Below are 17,663 nucleotides of genomic sequence, written 5' to 3'. Positions count from 1 at the left end.
AGAACCACCTGCGGCTGCACACCCTAGCGGAGTCTTCATGTCTGACAAGCCGATCCCGTCCAACGTGATTGTCAACGTTCCTAATACGCTGACAGCGATCCGTTTTGTGCTTTCCATCGTGGGATTCGTGCTGTTACCGCTGCACCTGATATGGGGCGCCCTGGCGATCTTTATCATCGCGGTCTCAACCGACTGGATCGACGGTTACTGGGCTCGCAAATACAACCAGGTAACTCAGTTCGGGCGCATCTTCGATCCGTTCGTCGACAAGATCATCATCTGCGGCACGTTTGTCTTCCTGGTCGCTCTGCCGGGATCCGGGATTGCGGCCTGGGTAGCCGTGGTGGTGATGGGCCGCGAGATGCTGGTCACCGTGATTCGCAGCTTTGTCGAACAACATGGCGGCGACTTTTCGGCCAACTGGCCTGGCAAATGGAAGATGGTGTTGCAGTGCGCCGCCGCGATCCTTTCGATGCTGGCCCTCGAACTTAGCGACGGCACCGCGGTCACCACGTGGTATGGTCTGTCGAACTTCCACTCGCCAACGCTGGTCAACGCGATTGGCAGCGATGCGTTTGTCGCCTACTTGTTCAATCTGAACTTGTGGGGCATGGTGGGACTTACCTTGGCATCCGGCTGGATCTATGTCGTCGATGCCATGCGGATGATCCGTTCCGGACAGCTCACCTCGAAATAAGCTCGCCACTGCCATGCAATCGCTTGTTGGACTCGCCATACTGCTGTACGCCGCGACCTTGATTGCCGCGTGCGTCGGTTTGTGGATCTTCATCTTCAAGCGATTCCGCGAAGGGACGCCGGTCCTCGAGGCACGTCCAGCTCCGCCAGCCAATTGGGGCCTGGTCGATGTGCTGGGTGGCGCCACCGGCGTGATCTTCTTCATCATCGTCTTCTCGTCGATTGCCGTCGGACCACGATCTTCCTCTTCGGAACTCACCATCGCGCAGCAAAGCGGAATGATGTGGGCGCAGATGTTCGCCCAGTCGCTGGTCTGCTTGATCATCCTGGGGCTGATCTTCTTGCGAGGTGGCAGGAATCAGATCTTCGGTGATTCGCAAAGCACCTTTTTGAACGACGTGAAGATCGGTGTCGCCGCGTTTGCTGCGTTGTGCGTACCGGTGCTCGTTTTGCAGATGATCTTGGCGCTGCTCGTCCCGTACGAGCACCAGTTGATCGATATGATGCTGACCAACCCGACGTCGAACATTATTATTCCGGTAGTCTTCTCGGCGGTGATCATCGCCCCGCTGACGGAAGAGTTCGCGTTTCGTCTGGTCCTGCAAGGCTGGCTGGAAGATGTCCTCTCCGGTCGACTGCATAACGGGGTCGAGATCTTGCTGGGACGAATCGTGGGGCTGGACCTCAAACGTTCCGAGACCTTCGAGGTGGCCAGCGAGCCTCTCGTCGAGTCGCTGCCGACTTCCGAAGGGGAAGAGAGCGCCAACCCGTATCAATCTCCGCTGCCAGAAACCGTCGCCGCAGAAGTTCCCGCAACCGGAAACGAGGCCCGTCCGCAGTTGATGGTCGTGCCGATCCTGGTCAGCTCGCTGCTATTTGCCGGACTCCACTTGGGGCAAGGGGCCGCGCCGATTCCGCTGTTCGTGCTGGCGTTGGGACTTGGCTACGTCTATCAAAAGACACGCACGCTGACCCCAAGCCTGGTGGTGCATATGCTGCTCAACGGGCAGTCGATGCTGCTGCTGTTGCTGCAACTGATCTTTGGCGATGAGCTGACCGAGCCGCCGGTTTAACTGCCCGACCAATCCCTCTATAATGCCTGCCTGACAAAGGGAATCAGAACGTCTGTCATTGGTTCCGTTCCCTGGTCGAATCCCCATCCATCCAAGTAGCGGAGTAGAGACGAATGGCGTTCGGTTTTGGCATTATCGGCACCGGCATGATCGCGGAATTCCATGCGAAGGCAATCGCAGACATTCCCGACGCCAAACTCGTGGGCTGCTTCAATCGTACCGCTGAAAAGGCTCAGGCCTTCGCCGAGAAGCACGGCATCACCGCGTACGAAGATCTGGACGCCATGCTGGCGAACCCCGACATCCATGTCGTGACCATCGGTACCGCCAGCGGTGCCCACATGGAACCAGCCGTCGCCGCCGCCAAGGCCGGCAAGCACGTCATCATCGAGAAGCCACTCGATGTCACGCTTGCTCGCTGCGATGCCATCATCCAGGCCTGCCAGGAAAACAACGTCAAGCTGGCCACCATCTTCCCCAGCCGCTTCCATGGCCCGGCGACCGAAATGAAGAAGGCGATTGAAGAAGGCCGCTTCGGCACGCTTTCGCTGGGGGATGCCTACGTGAAGTGGTTCCGTACCCAGGCCTATTACGACAGCGGTGCCTGGCGTGGTACGTGGCAGCTCGACGGTGGTGGTGCCCTGATGAATCAGGCAATCCACAGCGTCGATTTGCTGTGCTGGTTGATGGGCGATGTCGAATCGATCACCGCCAATTGCAGCCTGATCGGTCACGAACGCATCGAAGTCGAAGACGTCGCCGTTGCTTCGCTCAAGTTTAAGAATGGTGCCCTCGGTACGATCGAAGCCAGTACGGCCGTCTACCCAGGCTACCTGAAACGCATCGAGATCCACGGCACCCAGGGCACCGCCGTGATGGAAGAAGAAGACATCAAGACCTGGGACTTCGCCGAACCGACCGCGGAAGACGAAGCGATCAAGGCCCGTCTCGCCGGCAAGACCGAAACGGGTGGCGGTGCCGCCGACCCGAAGGCTATCGGTCATCATGGTCACCGGGCCCAGTTTGAAGACCTGCTGGCCGCCGTGAAGGAAGATCGCGAACCAGCGATCAACGGCCCCGAAGGTCGCCGTTCGGTCGAAGTGATTCTGGCGATCTACCAGGCAGCCGCCACCGGCAAGCGGGTCGATTTCCCCTTGGAAAAAGACCCAGACCTCGGTGATTGGTCGCCTGGCAAATAGTCGACCGCAGGAAGAAGTTACTTCTTCACAGACTCGGTGGCCAGGTCAGCACGCAGTTGCTGCAGGCCATCGAGATTCTCTTGCAGCGACTCTTTCGCATCGAGTTCGTTCCGGTGATCAAGGATCCCAATCGGTCCTTGATAGCCGGCATCGAGCACGGTTTGAATCATCTGCTTTTCATGCTTCCCTTTGCCAATCCCCAGAATCTTGGGTTGAGCCTGATCGTTCATCCCGTTCAGGTTCAAGCAAAGCAAGTAAGGCTGCATCTGCTGAAACGCTTGGGGCCAATCGGCGATGTGCTCGTGCCCGTGATGGAAGTTGTAGACGATCCCGACTTGCGGATATCCCATTTCGCGAAGCTTCTGGCAAACGGCGACCATATTCGCAGGCTCGCCGGTCCAGCCGCCATGGTTATAAATCCCCAGCGATAAACCTTCCTTCGCGGTTCGTTCGGCGAGCGGCTTGAGCCAGTTCGCGGCTTCCTCGACCTTGGCCTCTTGCGACTCCGCCTTCGGCTGCGGAATCATCTGCCAGATCTGCGGGCGTACGCCATACTTCTCGAACAAACGGAACGCCTCGTCATGCGTTCCCCAGAAGGCGAACATATCGATGCCTTCTTTCTTGTACGCTTGCAGTTCGGCCTCGAAGGTCGGCACATGTTCGGCTCGCCAGTCATAAGCACACCGCGTGACGCCAAGTTCTTTCAGCATCTGAGCACGTTCTTCCGGCGAACGCTTCGAGGCGTCGAACGGCACGATACACCAAGCCACCAGGTTCGATGGCTCCAGCGGATCTGGCTCCGCGGCGCGGCTGGTGGGAACCATGGCTGTCGAGAAGGTAATCAGCGTAAGCAGCAATGCTGCGACGATCGAACGCGTCATGGTGGGTGCTTTCCGCGAGCAAGAGTAAGGGGGCGAGTCCTCCAGCATCGGCTCTGCAGCACGACAAATCAAGTAGAAACTTCGTCCCCTCGGGTGACGGTTGGCATCGCCTACTTGCCATTCTTTTCCTTCTTCACCTCGGCGTGATACAGCTTGCGGATCTCGTCCATATCGACGGTCGGCTCTGGGAACTTCATGTCGAACGACTTCAGCGCTTGCACCAGGATGCTGGCCACGACGAAATCTCGGAACCACTTCCGGTTGCCTGGAATGATGAACCACGGAGCGTTCTCGGTGCTGCACTTACTGAGAGCATCTTCAAAGGCCTTGGTATACTCGTCCCAGTAAGGCCGCTCGGAATAGTCGGCGTGGCTGATCTTCCAGTTCTTCGCGGGACTCTCGAGCCGCTTCTTGAAACGGTCGAGCTGTTCTTCCGGATCGATGTGCAGATAGAACTTCAGAATGTGCGTCTGATTGGCGACCAGCAGCTGCTCGAAGTTGTTGATCTGATCGTACCGTTTCGACCAGACATCTTCTGGCACCATGTTGTGGACACGTTGGACCAGGACTTCTTCGTAGTGCGAACGATTGAAGACCGCGACATGCCCTTTTCGCGGCGTCACTTTATGCACACGCCACAGAAAGTCGTGCTCGGCCTCGACGGTCGACGGAACCTTGAAGCTGGTCACGGTGCAGCCTTGCGGATTCATCGCCTGGAAGACGTGACGGATCGTGCCATCCTTACCAGCGGCATCGCGTCCCTGCAAACAGACGAGTAACGAACGTTTTCGCTCGGCGTAAAGCTGATATTGCAGCTCTTGAATCTCTTCGCGCAGGGCGTCGGTTTGCTTCTCCGCCTTTTTGCGGTCGTCGCAAAGATCTTTCGCCGTCGCGTCGAACTTACTGAGATCGACTTTGCTGCCTGGCTTGACCAGAAACTGCTTGTAGTAATCCATTTCTCTCCCTGCGGACGTTCAGAAACTCGGAGCCTGAACTTAAGTTGTATCCGCTGGCGAGCAATTTCCCAATCCGTTTGCTGCGATGACGTCATCAGCCGGTGAAGCATCGACGGCATAATCGACGCTGCGAGAAGCATCCGATTCTTGCTGCAACCGCAGCCGGGCGAGGCGTTCTTCCCGGATAAAGTACCAGCCACTGAACAGCAGCGACACCAGCCCCACCACCGACAACGTCAACGCGAAGCCAGAGAAGAACACCAGCCGCGAGATGTCACCTTTCCAAAGATCTTTGTAAAGCTGCACCCCGAACGAACCGGTGTAGCCGAGCGAATCGATTAGGTAGATCGCGAACACCGAAGTCCCGGTGGCCCGCGTGGCGGCGAAGATCCGATCGAACAGCACGGTATACGGCACGTAAGCCAGGTAGGCCCCGAGCCCCACGAGGATCATCCAGCTCAAGCCGTTGATAACCCCCGCATGCCATAGCATGGTGCTGCTTCCGATCAGCAGCGTGCCGCAAATCATGATTCCAAACGTTGCAACCAATGCGTGGCGGTTGTGCCGAAAGAGACTCAGCCCGCCAAGAGTCACGGTGATCACGATCGCACTGACCACCTCAATCTGCGTGAAGATGCCTGGCACTTCCGCCAGGTTCAGCTCCTTTAAAATTTCGATCGCGTAGTTATCGCGGAAGTCACGAAATGCCGTCAGCATCACATAGATGAAACTGAGCAGGATCAACCCGATCGAGAAATGCGCGAGAAAGGTCCACTGATCACCGGCGGTCATGGCGGTGCGTTCCGATCGCTCGATCCGGTCTTTCTCGTCAGGTCGCGGCAACGCATCCAACAGCCAGGCCGAGATCACCAGTGGAGGCAGAAAGATCAGCCCCACCCAGAACGGCATCCAAAACGGATCGATCTCGCACGTTTGCAGCAGCCACTTACCGGCGTCTTTCACCACGCCGGTGGCGAAGATATACGAGCAGCTAAGCGTCGCGACTAAGAGTTCGGTGGCTCGGCGACCTTCCAGGTAACGCATCGCCAGCCCCCAGACCATCCCCAGCGGCAAGCCATTGAAAAAGATCGCCACCACTTTCCAGTCGGTCGGCAGCAGGGCGAAACCCAGTAGCGACAACTCGGCCAGGCCAATCAGCGCGACCGTCGCCACGAAGAGTTGCTCGCGTTTCAATTGCGAACAGAACTTGATGCCGATGTACTTCGACGCGACGTAACCAACCAACTGGCTCAGAACTAGCGCGGTCTTTAGTTGGACGCCCGTTCCGGCGAAGTCGTGCCCGGCATAGGTGGCCACCGCCAGAGGTTTGCGGAATCCATACATGCAGAAGTAGACCGTGAACGAAGTCACCGCCGCGAACGCGATCGTGCTGACCGTTCCGGCTCGTTCCAAGCGATCGTGCAGGCCTCGATTGCCGTGCGTCCAACTCATTGAGCTCGCCTGCTGCGGCGATATTCGGATGGCGACATCGTGATCTCGCGTCGAAAGGCCCGGCACATCACTTCCGGCGAGTCGAATCCGCAGCGGGCCGCGATGTCGGCGATTGGCAACACCGAACGATCGAGCAACTGCTTCGCCATGTCGAGCCGAACCATCATGATCTGCTTGCTCGGCGAAACGTCCAGAAACCGATCGAACAATTGTTCGAGTAGTCTTCGCGAAGTGCCAGCGTGCTCGGCCAGGTCGGTCACCTGGATCGGCCGGTGAAAGTTGTCGCGGAGAAATCGCAGGGCCGCCACCAGGCGCTCGTCTGGCAACACAGTCCAGTCGGTCGATTGTTCGGAAATGACCCGCGTCGGCGAGATCGTGACGACTTCACTGCCGTCCGCTTCGCCGTGCAAAATGCGATCGAGCAGGTGAGCGGCTTGATACCCAACACTCTGAGCGGCATTATCCAGCATTGAAAGCTTCGGACGGGTAATCCCACTCGCGAGCTCATCGTACTCCCCCGCCAGCACGGCCACGGCATCGGGCACTCCCAGCCCGACATACTTGGCCGCTTCAATCAACTGCCGCGATGTCTGCGTATCGATCGCCAGAATCGCACAGGGCTTCGGAAGAGTGAGCAGCCACTCCCCCAGCAGACGAATCTGTTCGATCCAGGGTTGCTCGGGACTCATGCCGCTTGCCGTATGGATATGGCATTCAAAGCCTGCCGACTGAAGATACTGAGCATAGGCTCGACCGAAGAGATCGTCGTAGAAGGTCGGTCGCCAGTGCGATCCGCAGTAAGCGAAATTCGTGTACTTCTTCTCGAGGTAATACCTCGCTGCCAGTCGACCGCTCTCTTCTTCATCGAGCGTGCAGCGCGCGATCACTCCAGGACCGAAGTCGTACCACGAGACGTTCACACAAGGGATGCCAGCATCGAGGATGTCTTGGGCGAGCTCCTCGTTATTAACACGGGCAATCACCCCGTCTCCGTTCCATCCCTTCGGAATTCGGAGCGGCTCGAACTTGCCACGTGGTTCTAGAAAGACATTCCAGGGCTCGCCGCATTCATCGAGATACGTGCCGATGCCCCGCACCATGCCAGAGCCCCAGCCGGTCGAAGTTTCGATCAAGACAATCACGTTTTTCATGGTCCGCCCCACACTGCCTGGGTCTGTTTCCAACAGATTGTGGGATGCGCAATTCGTCATCTCTTTAAGCACTCCTTGGTCACAGAACCCGCAATCATGACGGAGATCTTGAAGTTTATCGACCGGATGAATCGCCTTTTAACACGAATTTAACAATTCAAGGAAGATTCTGGGCGTTTTTGAATAGATGCGCGATTCATCAACGATCTTGCGCAATCATCCGTGGTGAAGGCAACCCCCGGCGCGCAAAATTAGCCCCGTCACGTCCAGCGATGGACGTTTCAAGGAACAGAGAGTTTTTAAACACTTCCGCACGAGTTCCTTACTGTTGTAGTGACTTGCGCGCTAACGAATTCATTCAATCGATCTTCTTTCTTCAAGGCTCTTGGGAGACCTTCAGATGACCCGTCCGACACGTCGCGGATTCACGTTAGTGGAGTTGTTGGTGGTGATCGCCATCATTGGGGTGCTGATCGCGCTGCTGCTGCCAGCCGTGCAGCAAGCTCGCGAAGCGGCCCGTCGCATGCAGTGCACCAACAACCTGAAACAGATCACGCTGGCCAGCCACATCTATCACGATGTGCACCAGACCACGCCGCTCCATATGCATCGCGCCGCGCACGACTTCTCGGGCTCGAAGGGGAACAGTGGTAACTTGTCTTGGTACTACGGTATTCTGCCGAGCGTCGAACAATCGGCCGCCCAAGATCGCATTCCTTCGGAAACGAGCGGGGCTGGCTTCTCGTGGGATGGAGTCGTCGATGGCAGCACGCCCCTCGGGCAAATCGCCCGCATCCGCGTCGATACGTTTCTTTGTCCGAGCGAAAGTGTCGTCAACGCAGTGTCTGAAGTTCAGGGACAACTCGGAAACTTCAGCTACGTCGCCAATGCGGGTCCGCCACGTCAATTGAGCCTGCCGCGTGCCGGCACCAGCAGTTCGTCGCGGGGTTACATTTCGCATTCGCGGATGACCGATGGAACTCCCGGTGCTGGTAACTGCCAGGGAACCTGGTTAAACGGATCGAACCACATCGTTTCGTTCAAAGACCTGACCGATGGTCTGTCGAACACGGCGGCGTTCAGCGAATCGCTGGTGAACGATGGCAGCGGCAACCATCAAGATAAACGTCGCAATCTTTATTACACCGGCTCGGGCATCATTCAGTCGCCTGGCTCGAACATTGCTGACGTTGTCACCAACGGCCTGGCAAACGCAAGCAACTGGCAAACCTGGAGTCAGTACAAAGGGCTGACCTGGATCTATAGCAGTTCGTGGGAAAAGCATTTGTACAACCATGTGTTCCCACCCAATACGATCTCGATTCCTTCGTACAACACGGCCTGGTTCCAGTGCAGCGAAGCGGATGGAGCGATCACCCCTTCGTCGAACCATCCTGGCGGAGTTCAAGTCGCGCTCGCAGACGGTTCGGTGCGATTCATTCCCGATACGATCAACATCGAGACATGGTGGGCCTTGGGCTCTTCCAGCAGTGGCGATGTCAGCGGCGAGTTCTAGTCGTCAGGGCAGGGGGGTGATTGCTTCCCTGCCGATTTTCTATTTCAACCTTGCAGGAATCGCATACATGTTTGTTTCAACCACCAGTCGTCTGCTGTTGCTGTTGTTGGTTGGCATGCCCCTGGTAGTTGGCTGCGAGTATCAAAGCTCGGCCATCCAGGACCGCATGAACGAGTTTCGCTATACGCCAGAGATGTTAGCCAACGAGATGATCGGCCGGCTCCAACATGCTCGTTTGACACCAGCGAAGCCGCGTGGGCCGGTCATTGAAGCGGACCCTGGGCGTGGCGGGGATGGCGATCGCCCCGATCCGATGGTGGTCGATTCAATTGCCGCCGACTGCGTCGCCAAGATTCAGCACATGGAATCACTCGGCCATGGCGAAGACGTCACTTCGAAGGTCGTTAAAGCGGTCGAAGATGCGAAAGACGTTTCGGAATCGATCCGGACCGAATTCGTCAAGCAGCTTCAGCAAGCCAGCACCAACGAAATGGGTGGCTAGGCTTTCAGGCAAGCGTTGCAGTGCCCCTTGACCAGGACTTCATCCAATTGGCCGGGGGGCTTCTGCGACTTGTCCTTCGGCACCAGGTCGATCTGAAAACCAGATAGGCAGATCACCTTGCCGCAATCGATGCACATGAAGTGTGGATGCTCTGACTTCCCTTCGGCACCTTGCGGCAACAGTTCAAAGCGGCGCACGGCATCTCCCAGATCAAGCCGTGCCACGATGCCTGCTTCTCCCAGTTCGGTCAGCGACCGATAAATGGTCGACTTGTCGAAACCGAACTCGGCCAGTTCGTCAGCCACTTCGGTCGGACTCAGCGGTGTTTGATGATTGGCCAGCGTTTGCACTACGGCGATGCGAGCTGCTGTGCAGCGCAGGCTAACCGACCGCAGCAGAGCCTTGGCGGCATCCATCGAGAATCCTGATTTGCGTTTACTGGGCATGCGTCGTACCAATCGGAACTGGGGAAAGATGGGGACCTTCGATTCTATCGTACTTGCAATGCACTTGCAAACGACACAGACGAATTCGGCCCCTAGGGCGGCGTTTTTTCTGGGCGCCAGGGATGGTTGTGGGAATCTTCCGAGAATAATCGCTCCGTTTGCGGGGCTGAGTGGCGGGAACCAGGGGGAGGGCACTTGAGCGATCGGGCTCGGTTCGCGAGATTGAACTTTTTCGCGCAGAGACCGCCAGAGAGACACGTATGAAGGTTTCGATCGTTGGGGTAGGGAAGGTCGGCGTTACTGTTGGCTATTCGATTGTTTCACATGGTCTGGCCAGCGAGTTGGTCCTGGTCGGTCGCAATCAGCAGCGTCTGCGAGGCGAAGCCCTCGATCTGCAGCATGCGGCGGCGCTTCACCCGGGACGCATCAGCGTGCGAGGCGGCGACCTGGAAGCGACCCGCAACTCGGCGGTGATTGTCCTCTCGTTGGCCGAATCGGCCGATAAAGGGGGACATGCGATGGACCGGATCGCGTCGGCCGCCCCCAATGCTCGGCTGTTCAAAGAGGTGGTGCCCCAACTGGCACGTCTTAGCCCCGACGCCATCTTGCTGGTGATGACCAACCCAGTCGACGTGTTGACCTACGCCACGCTGAAACTCTCTGGCTTCGATCCGAAACGGGTTCTGGGGACTGGTACCCTGATCGATAGCGCTCGTTTCCGTTCGCTGCTTTCCGCCCATTACGAGATCAACTCGGACGACATCCGGGCTTATGTCTTAGGCGAGCATGGCGAATCGCAGTTCCCGGTCCTTAGCGCTGTTTACGCAGGCGGATGGCACATGGGGAAAGATCCGATCGTGAAACACGCATTCGAGCAAACCCTGACCGCCGCCCCGGAAGTATTTATTTCCAAGGGATACACGAACTTCGCTGTGGCCAGTGCGGCGTCGATGATTTTGCAGGCGATTCGCGACGACTCGCATCGCACGATGCCAGTGTCGACACTGGTCGATGGTTACTATGGAATCGAAGACGTTTGTCTCTCTCTACCGGCAGTTATTGGCCGCGAAGGGGTCGCCCAGGTGCTCAGCATCGCCTTGAGCGCCGAAGAGCAACAGCAGCTTCACCGTTCCGCGAACCATTTGTTAGACGTCAATCAGAAGCTGTCTGACGTGTGGAACAAACCTGCCGGGTAATCGTTACAAGCGTTACCGTCGGAACAGATTCGCCAGGACGAACTTCTCTTGAAAAATGGAATCTCGACGCTTCTTATCCATTTTCGAGATAGGTTTAACCTTGAATTGATGTCGCACGGCTTGAATCGTGTCTCTTCGTTCAAGCCAACGCTCCCCCCTTGTTCCTCTTCCGACGGAGAATTCATCGTGTACTCGACCAATGAAGAAGCATTCAATTATCTGTACGATCGGATGGGCATCCTCTGCGTACAAGTGATGGTAAGCGCGGTCCGCGCGTATGGAGCCGACACCGGCAGCGTTCAAGTATTGACGCTTCTCAACGGTGGCGACGACTCTTTCAGCAACCGAGACCAAAAGGCTCTCGTCGCCGCTATGCGTTACGTGGAAGACAATCTCCCAGAATGGCAAGAAGAACGAATCATCTGTCTTCCCGATGGCCAACAACTGACGATCGATCCAGCACTGGTTCCCGAAGATTACTAATCCCTCAGCCAGCCTTCGACGATCTTCTCTACAAGCTTGCCACACAAAGCACCAACACCAATCCAGAGACGATCGCTCGGCTCGCCACCACCAAGGGACGAGGAATCCAGCTCGAAGCGCCGCCTGACTCGTACGCTTCGAGAAACCGTTAGAGCCCCAACGGGGCGACGTGGAACTACCATGTCGCCCCGTTGGCGTTTCTTGACCATCGATCGTCACGCTTCGATCGATTCTCGGTCGCGCAGAAATTATGTTGACTCTGCCTTCCCTGTTTGGCATAACCTCAAGCTCCTGCCTGATCCCTCCCTTCGTCCATCCTCAACACCCACACACGAGGCTCTCCGATGTCTGTCGCGCTCAATCGTCGTCAGGTTCTAAAACAATTCGCCGTCGCTGGTACCGCACTGGCTTTGCCGGCGGCACAATACTCACGCGTCCTGGGTGCGAACGAACGCTTGCGTGTCGGCAGTGTCGGCACCGGTGGCAAAGGCTGGAGCGACTTGAACGGCGTCGCTGCCAGTCCGGCGGTCGAAGTCACCGCGCTGTGCGATATCGATAGCTCGAAGAACTTCCTCGGTCGCGCTGCCGAGAAGTACGCTTCCGCGAAAACCTATACCGACTGGCGGAAGCTGCTCGACCAGGCCGACACCATCGATGGTCTGATCGTCTCGACGCCGGACTTCATGCATGCGCCGGTTTCGCTGGCCGCGATGCAGCTTGGCAAACATGTCTTCTGTCAGAAACCGCTGACCCATACCGTATTCGAATCGCGTCAAATGCAGTTGGCCGCGGAGAAGTACAATGTCGCGACGCAGATGGGCAATCAGATCCAGTCGCATGCGTTCTATCGCACGGCCGTCGCGCTGGTTCACTCCGGCAAGCTTGGGAAGGTAAAGGAAGTTCACTCGTGGCAAGCAGGCACGCCAAGCTGGCCGCGCAACATCGATCGTCCTTCCGGCGCCGATCCGGTTCCGAACCACGTGGCCTGGGATCTGTGGCAAGGGGTCGCGCCGCGGCGGCCTTACAAAGAAGGGATGTACCATCCATTCAATTGGCGCGGCTGGCAAGATTATGGCACCGGTCAATTGGGCGACTTCGGTTGCCATATTCTCGACCCGGTCTTCAAGTCGCTGGAACTGACCGCGCCGATGAAGCTGTCGGCAGAAGCGCCTGAATTGAAGCCCGAGACCTGGACCGAAAGTGCCACGGTCAGTTACGCCTTCCCAGGCACCAGCCGCACGGCAGGCAAGTTGCTGCCGGTCACCTGGTACGACGGCGCTGGCGTGCGACCACCTGCCGAAGCAACCGCGCACCTTCCTTCCAGTTATAAGTTGCCCAATGCAGGCTCGGTGCTGGTCGGCGAGAAAGGGACGCTAATCATCCCGCATGTTGCCGCGCCGGTGCTGTTCATGAATGGCGATACCGAGCCGACCAAGATCGACGAAGTCGGTGCCGTCGATCATTATGTGCAATGGGCCGATGCGGCACGGGGCGAAGCGACCGCGACCTCTTCGTTCGACTACTCCGGCCCGCTGACCGAGACCGTTTTACTGGGCACCGTCGGAATTCGCTTCCCAGGGCAAATCTTGATTTGGGATGCTCCGATGATGAAGATCACCAATCTTCCGGAAGCGAATGCATATCTCACCAAGAGCTACGCCAAAGGCTGGGAGCCTTCTTGGGTGAGCGTCTAACGCGGCATGCCATTGGCCGGGTCGGTCCGAAACTGAGCCGGTGTCATCCCATAGCGTTTACGAAAAGCAGACGTAAACGCCGAGATCGATCCGTAGCCTGATTGCCGGGAATAGGGTGCCACCCTTTTTCAGAATCCTTCGCGTAAGGTCAGAAATGCGCAGTGTTCGCGGCGAAAAGCAGGCGACGCGAAGGCTATTCGCTGATCGCCCGCTGGGTGGCGCCAGCGCGATAGTTCGCTACGCCAGCCGCGTAAAACTCGGCCGCTTCCATGATGCCATGCTTGCCAGGAGGTCCTCCGCCGGGGCCACTATTGGGACCGTCGTCGCGGAACGGATTCATCGGACCAGGACGACCGCCCAGGATCGCATGCTGCAACTTCCTGCGGTGGCGATCCTGGGGGCCCCGGTGGTGTCTTCCGTGCCTATCGCTACGACACGAAGAACGCCGCATTTGAGGGGAAAGACCTGAAGCCGGGCAAGCTGCTTGTCGAAGTGATGCCTGCGGCAAGGTGGTGAAGATGGTCTCTTCGCTGCTGTACGATCTGCCCACCAGCGAAACCTATCGCGTGGTCTTCATGCGGCGCGACATCGAAGAAATTCTCGATTCGCAGGAAAAGATCCTGCAGCGGCTTGGCAAGCCAGTGGCTGATCGGTCGGCAATTCGCACGGCGTTCGAGGTGCATTTGAAACGTCTGATGGAATGGCTGCCCAATCAGAAACATTTGAACCTAATGGAGCTGAGCTACATCGAACTGTTGACCAATCCCCGCGACGAAATCGCCCGGCTGAACTTGTTTCTGGGCGGGCATCTCGACACCGAGACGATGGTCGCATCGATCGATCCGCAGCTTTGTCGCAACCGCAGCGCTGCCGCCAACAACTAGACGAAGCATCTCGCTTCCTGGACGCTCTGTCCCGCGTCCAGTCAGGGTAGCCCAGGCATAACGCAGCCTGGGCTACCATTTTTTTCTTGGCTTCGCGGGCCATTCATCTCGCCCCAAGCTTTGCGAACCCCCAATTTTGCCGTGCGACAATTTCGCCATCGATCCCTGGCAGCAGGGGGGGCTGGAACAAGGTATGATGAAAGGATCAACAACCACGACGGGGCTTTTGTCTCGCTGGGATGAGGCCACGTGAACTCGATTGCAAGGAGAACATCCCATGTCCAAGGCGAAATCGATCGAAAATCTGCAGAAGGCGTTGTCGATGGAACTGACCGCCTGCCATCAATATCAACTGCATGCCGCCGTGCTCGAAGACTGGGGTCTCGACCTGCTGGCGAAGCGAATGCGGGAAGAGATGCAAGAAGAATTGGGGCATTCCGATCAATACCTCAACCGCATCTTGTTCCTCAAAGGGGACCCAAACCTGACGCTGCAAAAGCCTCCCGTTCGCGCGAACACGCTGCAAGACATGTTCAAGACCGACCTGGCCGACGAACAGGAAGCGATCGAGTTTTACACGAAAGCTTCGCAGCAAGCCGCTTCCGATTCCGACATTGGTACCCGTCAGATCTTCGAAGCCATCGTCATCGACGAAGAAGGGCACATGAGCTGGCTGGAACTGCAACTCGACCTGATCGAACGCATGGGCGAGGCGGCCTACATCGCCAAGCACATGTCGTCCCCATAATTGCGGTCGCGCCGCGCACGCAGCCGATTGCACGCCCCGTCTGGCTCGTTCCAGGCGGGGTCTTTTTATGCGCTTCGCGGCGGTTATAGATCGTCGAGCGAGATAACGCCGTCACCATTGCGGTCGAGCCGATCGAACTTGTCGGCGGTTCCCGGGAACTCGGCTGCGGAAATCTGGCCATCGCCATTCCGATCGAGTGCCTGAAACCAGGTCGGCCCCTGCGTTTGCCCAGGGTCGGTCAGTTGCTGACATGGTCCCTGGCTAACGACGATGCGAAGCTGCTTCGGTAACCGATCAATCGCCAGCCGACCTTCGACAACGATTCCCGCTGCCTGGAAGCATGGCCACGCAGCGGCAAGCTCGCTGGTCGAGAGCGAGCCATCGAAGTTCTCATCGAGCGCGGTGAACAAGTTCTGCTCGAAATCGAGAATCGTCACCACGAACACGCTCCGGGCATAGGCTCGCGCCACTTCCTGCCACGCTTCGAACTCGGCTCGGGTCAGCACCTCGTCACGGTTGACATCGGCCAGCCGCACCAGGTTCTGCATGTTGATTTGATTTTGAATCCCGGCTACTTCCTTCGCCGGTAGCTGATCGTCGGCACCAGCGGTGCTTGTGAACTGCGAGGCCAGCGCTGCCAGGGCGTTCTCCGCCTTTGTTCCATCGAGCGGCGCGGCGTGTAACCGAACCCAGACCTGAGGCGATCGACTGGCAAGCGACTTTGTGCCGGAGGCTTCATCCGCGGGCGAACGGTCACTTAGTGACGCGCCGTCCGGCGTGAACTGCACGAGCCAATCAACCTGAGGCGTTGCATCGGTGGTCGCGGCCGAACTAACGGTCAGGTCGGCCAGCGGTTTGGCTTCCGCCTCTGTCGACGGAATCAATCGCGTCGGCGTGATCCCTGGGTAGATGTGCCCCGTTAAGATCTCGCCTGGGCTGATCAACTCGTCACCATTCGCATCAAGCTTCGCCAAAGCGTTTGCAGCGTTGGACATCTTCACCTCGTCGACAACTTCCCCCGGCGAAAGCCGCAAGGCTCGGCAGAGGGATTCGTTGAGCGCGTCGGTCCGAGGCACCTGATCGCAGGCCAGCCATAGCCCGGCATGGGCAGACGTCGCATAGTAAGCGGCAAACTCCGCCTGGCTCAGCTTGCCATCGCCGTCCGCATCGACGCGGGCTGGTGGCTGGATGGCGGAAGGCAACATCCTTCCCAGCGGCATTTGCCGGAGTCCGAACGGCGAAACGATCGACTCCGCTTCGTTCCCTTCCAGAAGTCCATTGCCGTCCCGGTCGTAGAATGCGAACAGCTTTGCAATTGCCTCTCGCTGCAGGGTGGCGACGGAGCTTCCTTTCGCTTCGACCGCCAACTTCCACGAGGCTTGCTGACTGCCGTTGCCCCAGGTGATGGTTACTTCCGACGGGCGTTCGTCCGCGAAAGCATTCGTCGCCGCGATCAATCCCAGCAAACCAACGCCGTAGAAACCAAGACGCCGCATCACACAAGTTCCTCGATGACCTGGGCGTCTGGGTCGGCAACGCGAATCGGCCGGTTGACGTTCGAGGCGTTTTGTTTCATCGGATCGATGCCAAGGTTCGCACAGACGGTCGCGATCAAGTTTGGCACGGAGTGAGGTTGCGTTTCGACGGTGGTTCCGTCGCGGCTGGTACTACCAACAATCTGCCCGCGGCAATTCGGCCCACCTGCCATCATCACCGCCCAAGCCCGAGGCCAATGATCGCGGCCGGTGTTGGCGTTGATCTTCGGCGTTCTCCCGAACTCCCCCTGGCAGAGAATGAGTGTCGAGTCGAGCATTCCCCGGTCATGCAGATCTTGCATCAGCGATGCGAATCCGTCGTCGACCTGGCGAGCGAGGCTGCCGACGCGATTGAAATTGTCGCTATGCGTATCCCAGCCACCGAGCGAAACCTCGATGAAGGGGACGTCTCGTTCCGCGAGCCGCCGAGCGAGCAGGCACCCTTGGCCGAAGACGGTGCGGCCATAGCGATCGCGGGTCGAGCCTGTTTCCTGATTCAAGTCGAACGCGGCCAGCACGTCGGGGTGCATCATCCGTAAGGCTCGCTGCGTCGCCGATCCGATTTCTGTCGCTTTCGTCGCCGGCTTCCCGCCAAGGAACTCCTGATTCATTTCCTGCAGCAGATCGACACGGCGACGTTGATCGTCCGTTCGCCACGCAGCGAATGGCTCCAGATCGCGGACGGTCAAATCGTCGATGCTCTTGGCCATCTCGCCGACAACCAGCGGCGCGGCGGCATTCCCCAGGAAGCCACTGTTGGCAATCGCCGGTCGCTGCGGAGGAGCGATGCTGACGAAACCAGGCAGGGCCGCATCGGGGACGAAGCGTTCGTGGGCAACCAAGGCCCCAAGGTCTGGGAAGTCGATCCCTGCTTGCGGAACGTAACCGGTTCGGGCCAGATGGACTGCCCGGCCATGGTCCCCCTCGCGGGTCGTCATCGAACGAATCACCGCGCAGTTCTCCGACCAGTTCGCCAGGCGGCTGAAGTGATCGGAGAATTTCAAGCCTGGTGTCTTCGTCGCGATCTCGCGCGAAGGGCCGCCGTTCTCATGATCGGTCTTCACATCCCACAGGTCGATCGTGGCCGGGCCACCATGCAGCCACAACAAGATCACTCGCTGCACCTTGGCGGTGTCGCTCTTGCCGGCCGCGGCAAGGTTGTGGAGCCAGCTTCCGCCTGGGACAGCCGCTGTCGAAGCGGCCATCAGCGAAGAGCAGAACAGGCGTCGACTAATTCCTTGCAGCACAGCC

Annotated in this window: 19 protein-coding genes; 10 read left to right on the top strand and 9 right to left on the bottom strand. The window is 58.2% G+C overall.

Annotated features, from left to right (window positions below; genetic code table 11):
- The first annotated feature begins 37 nt into the window (after window positions 1–37).
- The 3 genes from pgsA to ABD890_RS00935 all read left to right on the top strand — a co-directional run bounded on the left by pgsA (window position 38) and on the right by ABD890_RS00935 (window position 2,968).
- Window positions 38–697: a CDP-diacylglycerol--glycerol-3-phosphate 3-phosphatidyltransferase gene (gene pgsA / locus ABD890_RS00945; protein ID WP_345084594.1), complete on the top strand. Its 660-nt coding sequence runs from the start codon at window positions 38–40 to the stop codon at window positions 695–697.
- 13 nt (window positions 698–710) lie between these two features.
- On the top strand, window positions 711–1,769 hold the full coding sequence (locus ABD890_RS00940; RefSeq protein ID WP_345084592.1) for a CPBP family intramembrane glutamic endopeptidase: 1,059 nt from the start codon (window positions 711–713) through the stop codon (window positions 1,767–1,769).
- Between the two features lie 113 nt (window positions 1,770–1,882).
- Complete coding sequence (locus tag ABD890_RS00935) at window positions 1,883–2,968, top strand: Gfo/Idh/MocA family protein (RefSeq protein WP_345084589.1); 1,086 nt, start codon at window positions 1,883–1,885, stop codon at window positions 2,966–2,968.
- A gap of 17 nt (window positions 2,969–2,985) precedes the next feature.
- Here ABD890_RS00935 and ABD890_RS00930 read toward each other — a convergent pair whose 3' ends face one another.
- From ABD890_RS00930 to ABD890_RS00915, 4 genes are all read right to left on the bottom strand, one after another.
- Entirely contained in the window at window positions 2,986–3,849 is an 864-nt protein-coding gene (locus ABD890_RS00930; protein WP_345084586.1) for a sugar phosphate isomerase/epimerase family protein, read from the bottom strand.
- Between the two features lie 110 nt (window positions 3,850–3,959).
- The gene (locus ABD890_RS00925; protein WP_345084583.1) at window positions 3,960–4,805 is read right to left on the bottom strand and encodes a polyphosphate kinase 2 family protein; all 846 of its coding nucleotides are present in this window, start codon (window positions 4,803–4,805) and stop codon (window positions 3,960–3,962) included.
- A gap of 39 nt (window positions 4,806–4,844) precedes the next feature.
- On the bottom strand, window positions 4,845–6,257 hold the full coding sequence (locus ABD890_RS00920; RefSeq protein ID WP_345084580.1) for a DUF5690 family protein: 1,413 nt from the start codon (window positions 6,255–6,257) through the stop codon (window positions 4,845–4,847).
- The gene (locus ABD890_RS00915; protein WP_345084577.1) at window positions 6,254–7,408 is read right to left on the bottom strand and encodes an AraC family transcriptional regulator; all 1,155 of its coding nucleotides are present in this window, start codon (window positions 7,406–7,408) and stop codon (window positions 6,254–6,256) included. Before ABD890_RS00915 ends, ABD890_RS00920 begins: the two co-directional genes overlap by 4 nt.
- Window positions 7,409–7,808: 400 nt before the next feature.
- Here ABD890_RS00915 and ABD890_RS00910 point away from each other — a divergent pair, with 400 nt between their 5' ends.
- Window positions 7,809–8,924 (top strand): DUF1559 family PulG-like putative transporter, encoded by a 1,116-nt coding sequence (locus ABD890_RS00910; RefSeq protein WP_345084574.1) that lies wholly within the window; start codon window positions 7,809–7,811, stop codon window positions 8,922–8,924.
- A 67-nt stretch (window positions 8,925–8,991) separates the two neighbouring features.
- Window positions 8,992–9,426 carry a hypothetical protein gene (locus ABD890_RS00905; RefSeq protein ID WP_345084571.1) on the top strand — a complete coding sequence of 145 codons (435 nt, stop codon included), beginning with the start codon at window positions 8,992–8,994 and terminating at the stop codon, window positions 9,424–9,426.
- On the opposite strand, the gene ABD890_RS00900 is transcribed toward ABD890_RS00905, so the two are convergent.
- Window positions 9,423–9,872, bottom strand: a complete 450-nt coding sequence (locus ABD890_RS00900; RefSeq protein ID WP_345084568.1) for a Fur family transcriptional regulator — start codon at window positions 9,870–9,872, stop codon at window positions 9,423–9,425. The genes ABD890_RS00905 and ABD890_RS00900 overlap by 4 nt on opposite strands.
- Window positions 9,873–10,132: 260 nt before the next feature.
- Here ABD890_RS00900 and ABD890_RS00895 point away from each other — a divergent pair, with 260 nt between their 5' ends.
- The 3 genes from ABD890_RS00895 to ABD890_RS00885 all read left to right on the top strand — a co-directional run bounded on the left by ABD890_RS00895 (window position 10,133) and on the right by ABD890_RS00885 (window position 13,245).
- Window positions 10,133–11,068, top strand: coding sequence for a malate dehydrogenase (locus ABD890_RS00895; protein WP_345084565.1), 936 nt, complete (start codon window positions 10,133–10,135; stop codon window positions 11,066–11,068).
- 186 nt (window positions 11,069–11,254) lie between these two features.
- Window positions 11,255–11,551, top strand: coding sequence for a hypothetical protein (locus ABD890_RS00890; RefSeq protein WP_345084562.1), 297 nt, complete (start codon window positions 11,255–11,257; stop codon window positions 11,549–11,551).
- A gap of 344 nt (window positions 11,552–11,895) precedes the next feature.
- Window positions 11,896–13,245: a Gfo/Idh/MocA family protein gene (locus ABD890_RS00885; RefSeq protein ID WP_345084559.1), complete on the top strand. Its 1,350-nt coding sequence runs from the start codon at window positions 11,896–11,898 to the stop codon at window positions 13,243–13,245.
- Here the strand turns inward: ABD890_RS00885 and ABD890_RS00880 are convergent.
- A complete protein-coding gene (locus ABD890_RS00880) occupies window positions 13,242–13,367 on the bottom strand; it encodes an AraC family transcriptional regulator (protein WP_345084555.1) in 126 nt (41 codons plus the stop codon). The two genes, ABD890_RS00885 and ABD890_RS00880, sit on opposite strands and share 4 nt — an antisense overlap.
- A gap of 71 nt (window positions 13,368–13,438) precedes the next feature.
- Window positions 13,439–13,621 carry a hypothetical protein gene (locus ABD890_RS00875; RefSeq protein ID WP_345084552.1) on the bottom strand — a complete coding sequence of 61 codons (183 nt, stop codon included), beginning with the start codon at window positions 13,619–13,621 and terminating at the stop codon, window positions 13,439–13,441.
- Window positions 13,622–13,763: 142 nt separating this feature from the next.
- Between ABD890_RS00875 and ABD890_RS00870 the strand changes: the two genes are divergently transcribed.
- Together ABD890_RS00870 and ABD890_RS00865 are read left to right on the top strand one after the other, a co-directional pair.
- Window positions 13,764–14,129, top strand: coding sequence for a sulfotransferase domain-containing protein (locus ABD890_RS00870; protein ID WP_345084549.1), 366 nt, complete (start codon window positions 13,764–13,766; stop codon window positions 14,127–14,129).
- A gap of 277 nt (window positions 14,130–14,406) precedes the next feature.
- Window positions 14,407–14,877 carry a bacterioferritin gene (locus ABD890_RS00865; RefSeq protein ID WP_345084546.1) on the top strand — a complete coding sequence of 157 codons (471 nt, stop codon included), beginning with the start codon at window positions 14,407–14,409 and terminating at the stop codon, window positions 14,875–14,877.
- An 83-nt stretch (window positions 14,878–14,960) separates the two neighbouring features.
- On the opposite strand, the gene ABD890_RS00860 is transcribed toward ABD890_RS00865, so the two are convergent.
- Together ABD890_RS00860 and ABD890_RS00855 are read right to left on the bottom strand one after the other, a co-directional pair.
- Window positions 14,961–16,373 carry a hypothetical protein gene (locus tag ABD890_RS00860; RefSeq protein WP_345084543.1) on the bottom strand — a complete coding sequence of 471 codons (1,413 nt, stop codon included), beginning with the start codon at window positions 16,371–16,373 and terminating at the stop codon, window positions 14,961–14,963.
- A complete protein-coding gene (locus tag ABD890_RS00855) occupies window positions 16,373–17,659 on the bottom strand; it encodes a DUF1501 domain-containing protein (RefSeq protein WP_345084540.1) in 1,287 nt (428 codons plus the stop codon). The genes ABD890_RS00860 and ABD890_RS00855 overlap by 1 nt, the downstream gene beginning before the upstream one ends.
- Window positions 17,660–17,663 lie beyond the last annotated feature (4 nt).

Source organism: Bremerella cremea, assembly GCF_039541315.1.
GTDB lineage: Bacteria > Planctomycetota > Planctomycetia > Pirellulales > Pirellulaceae > Bremerella > Bremerella cremea.
This window is presented reverse-complemented; position numbering and strand designations above follow the sequence as displayed.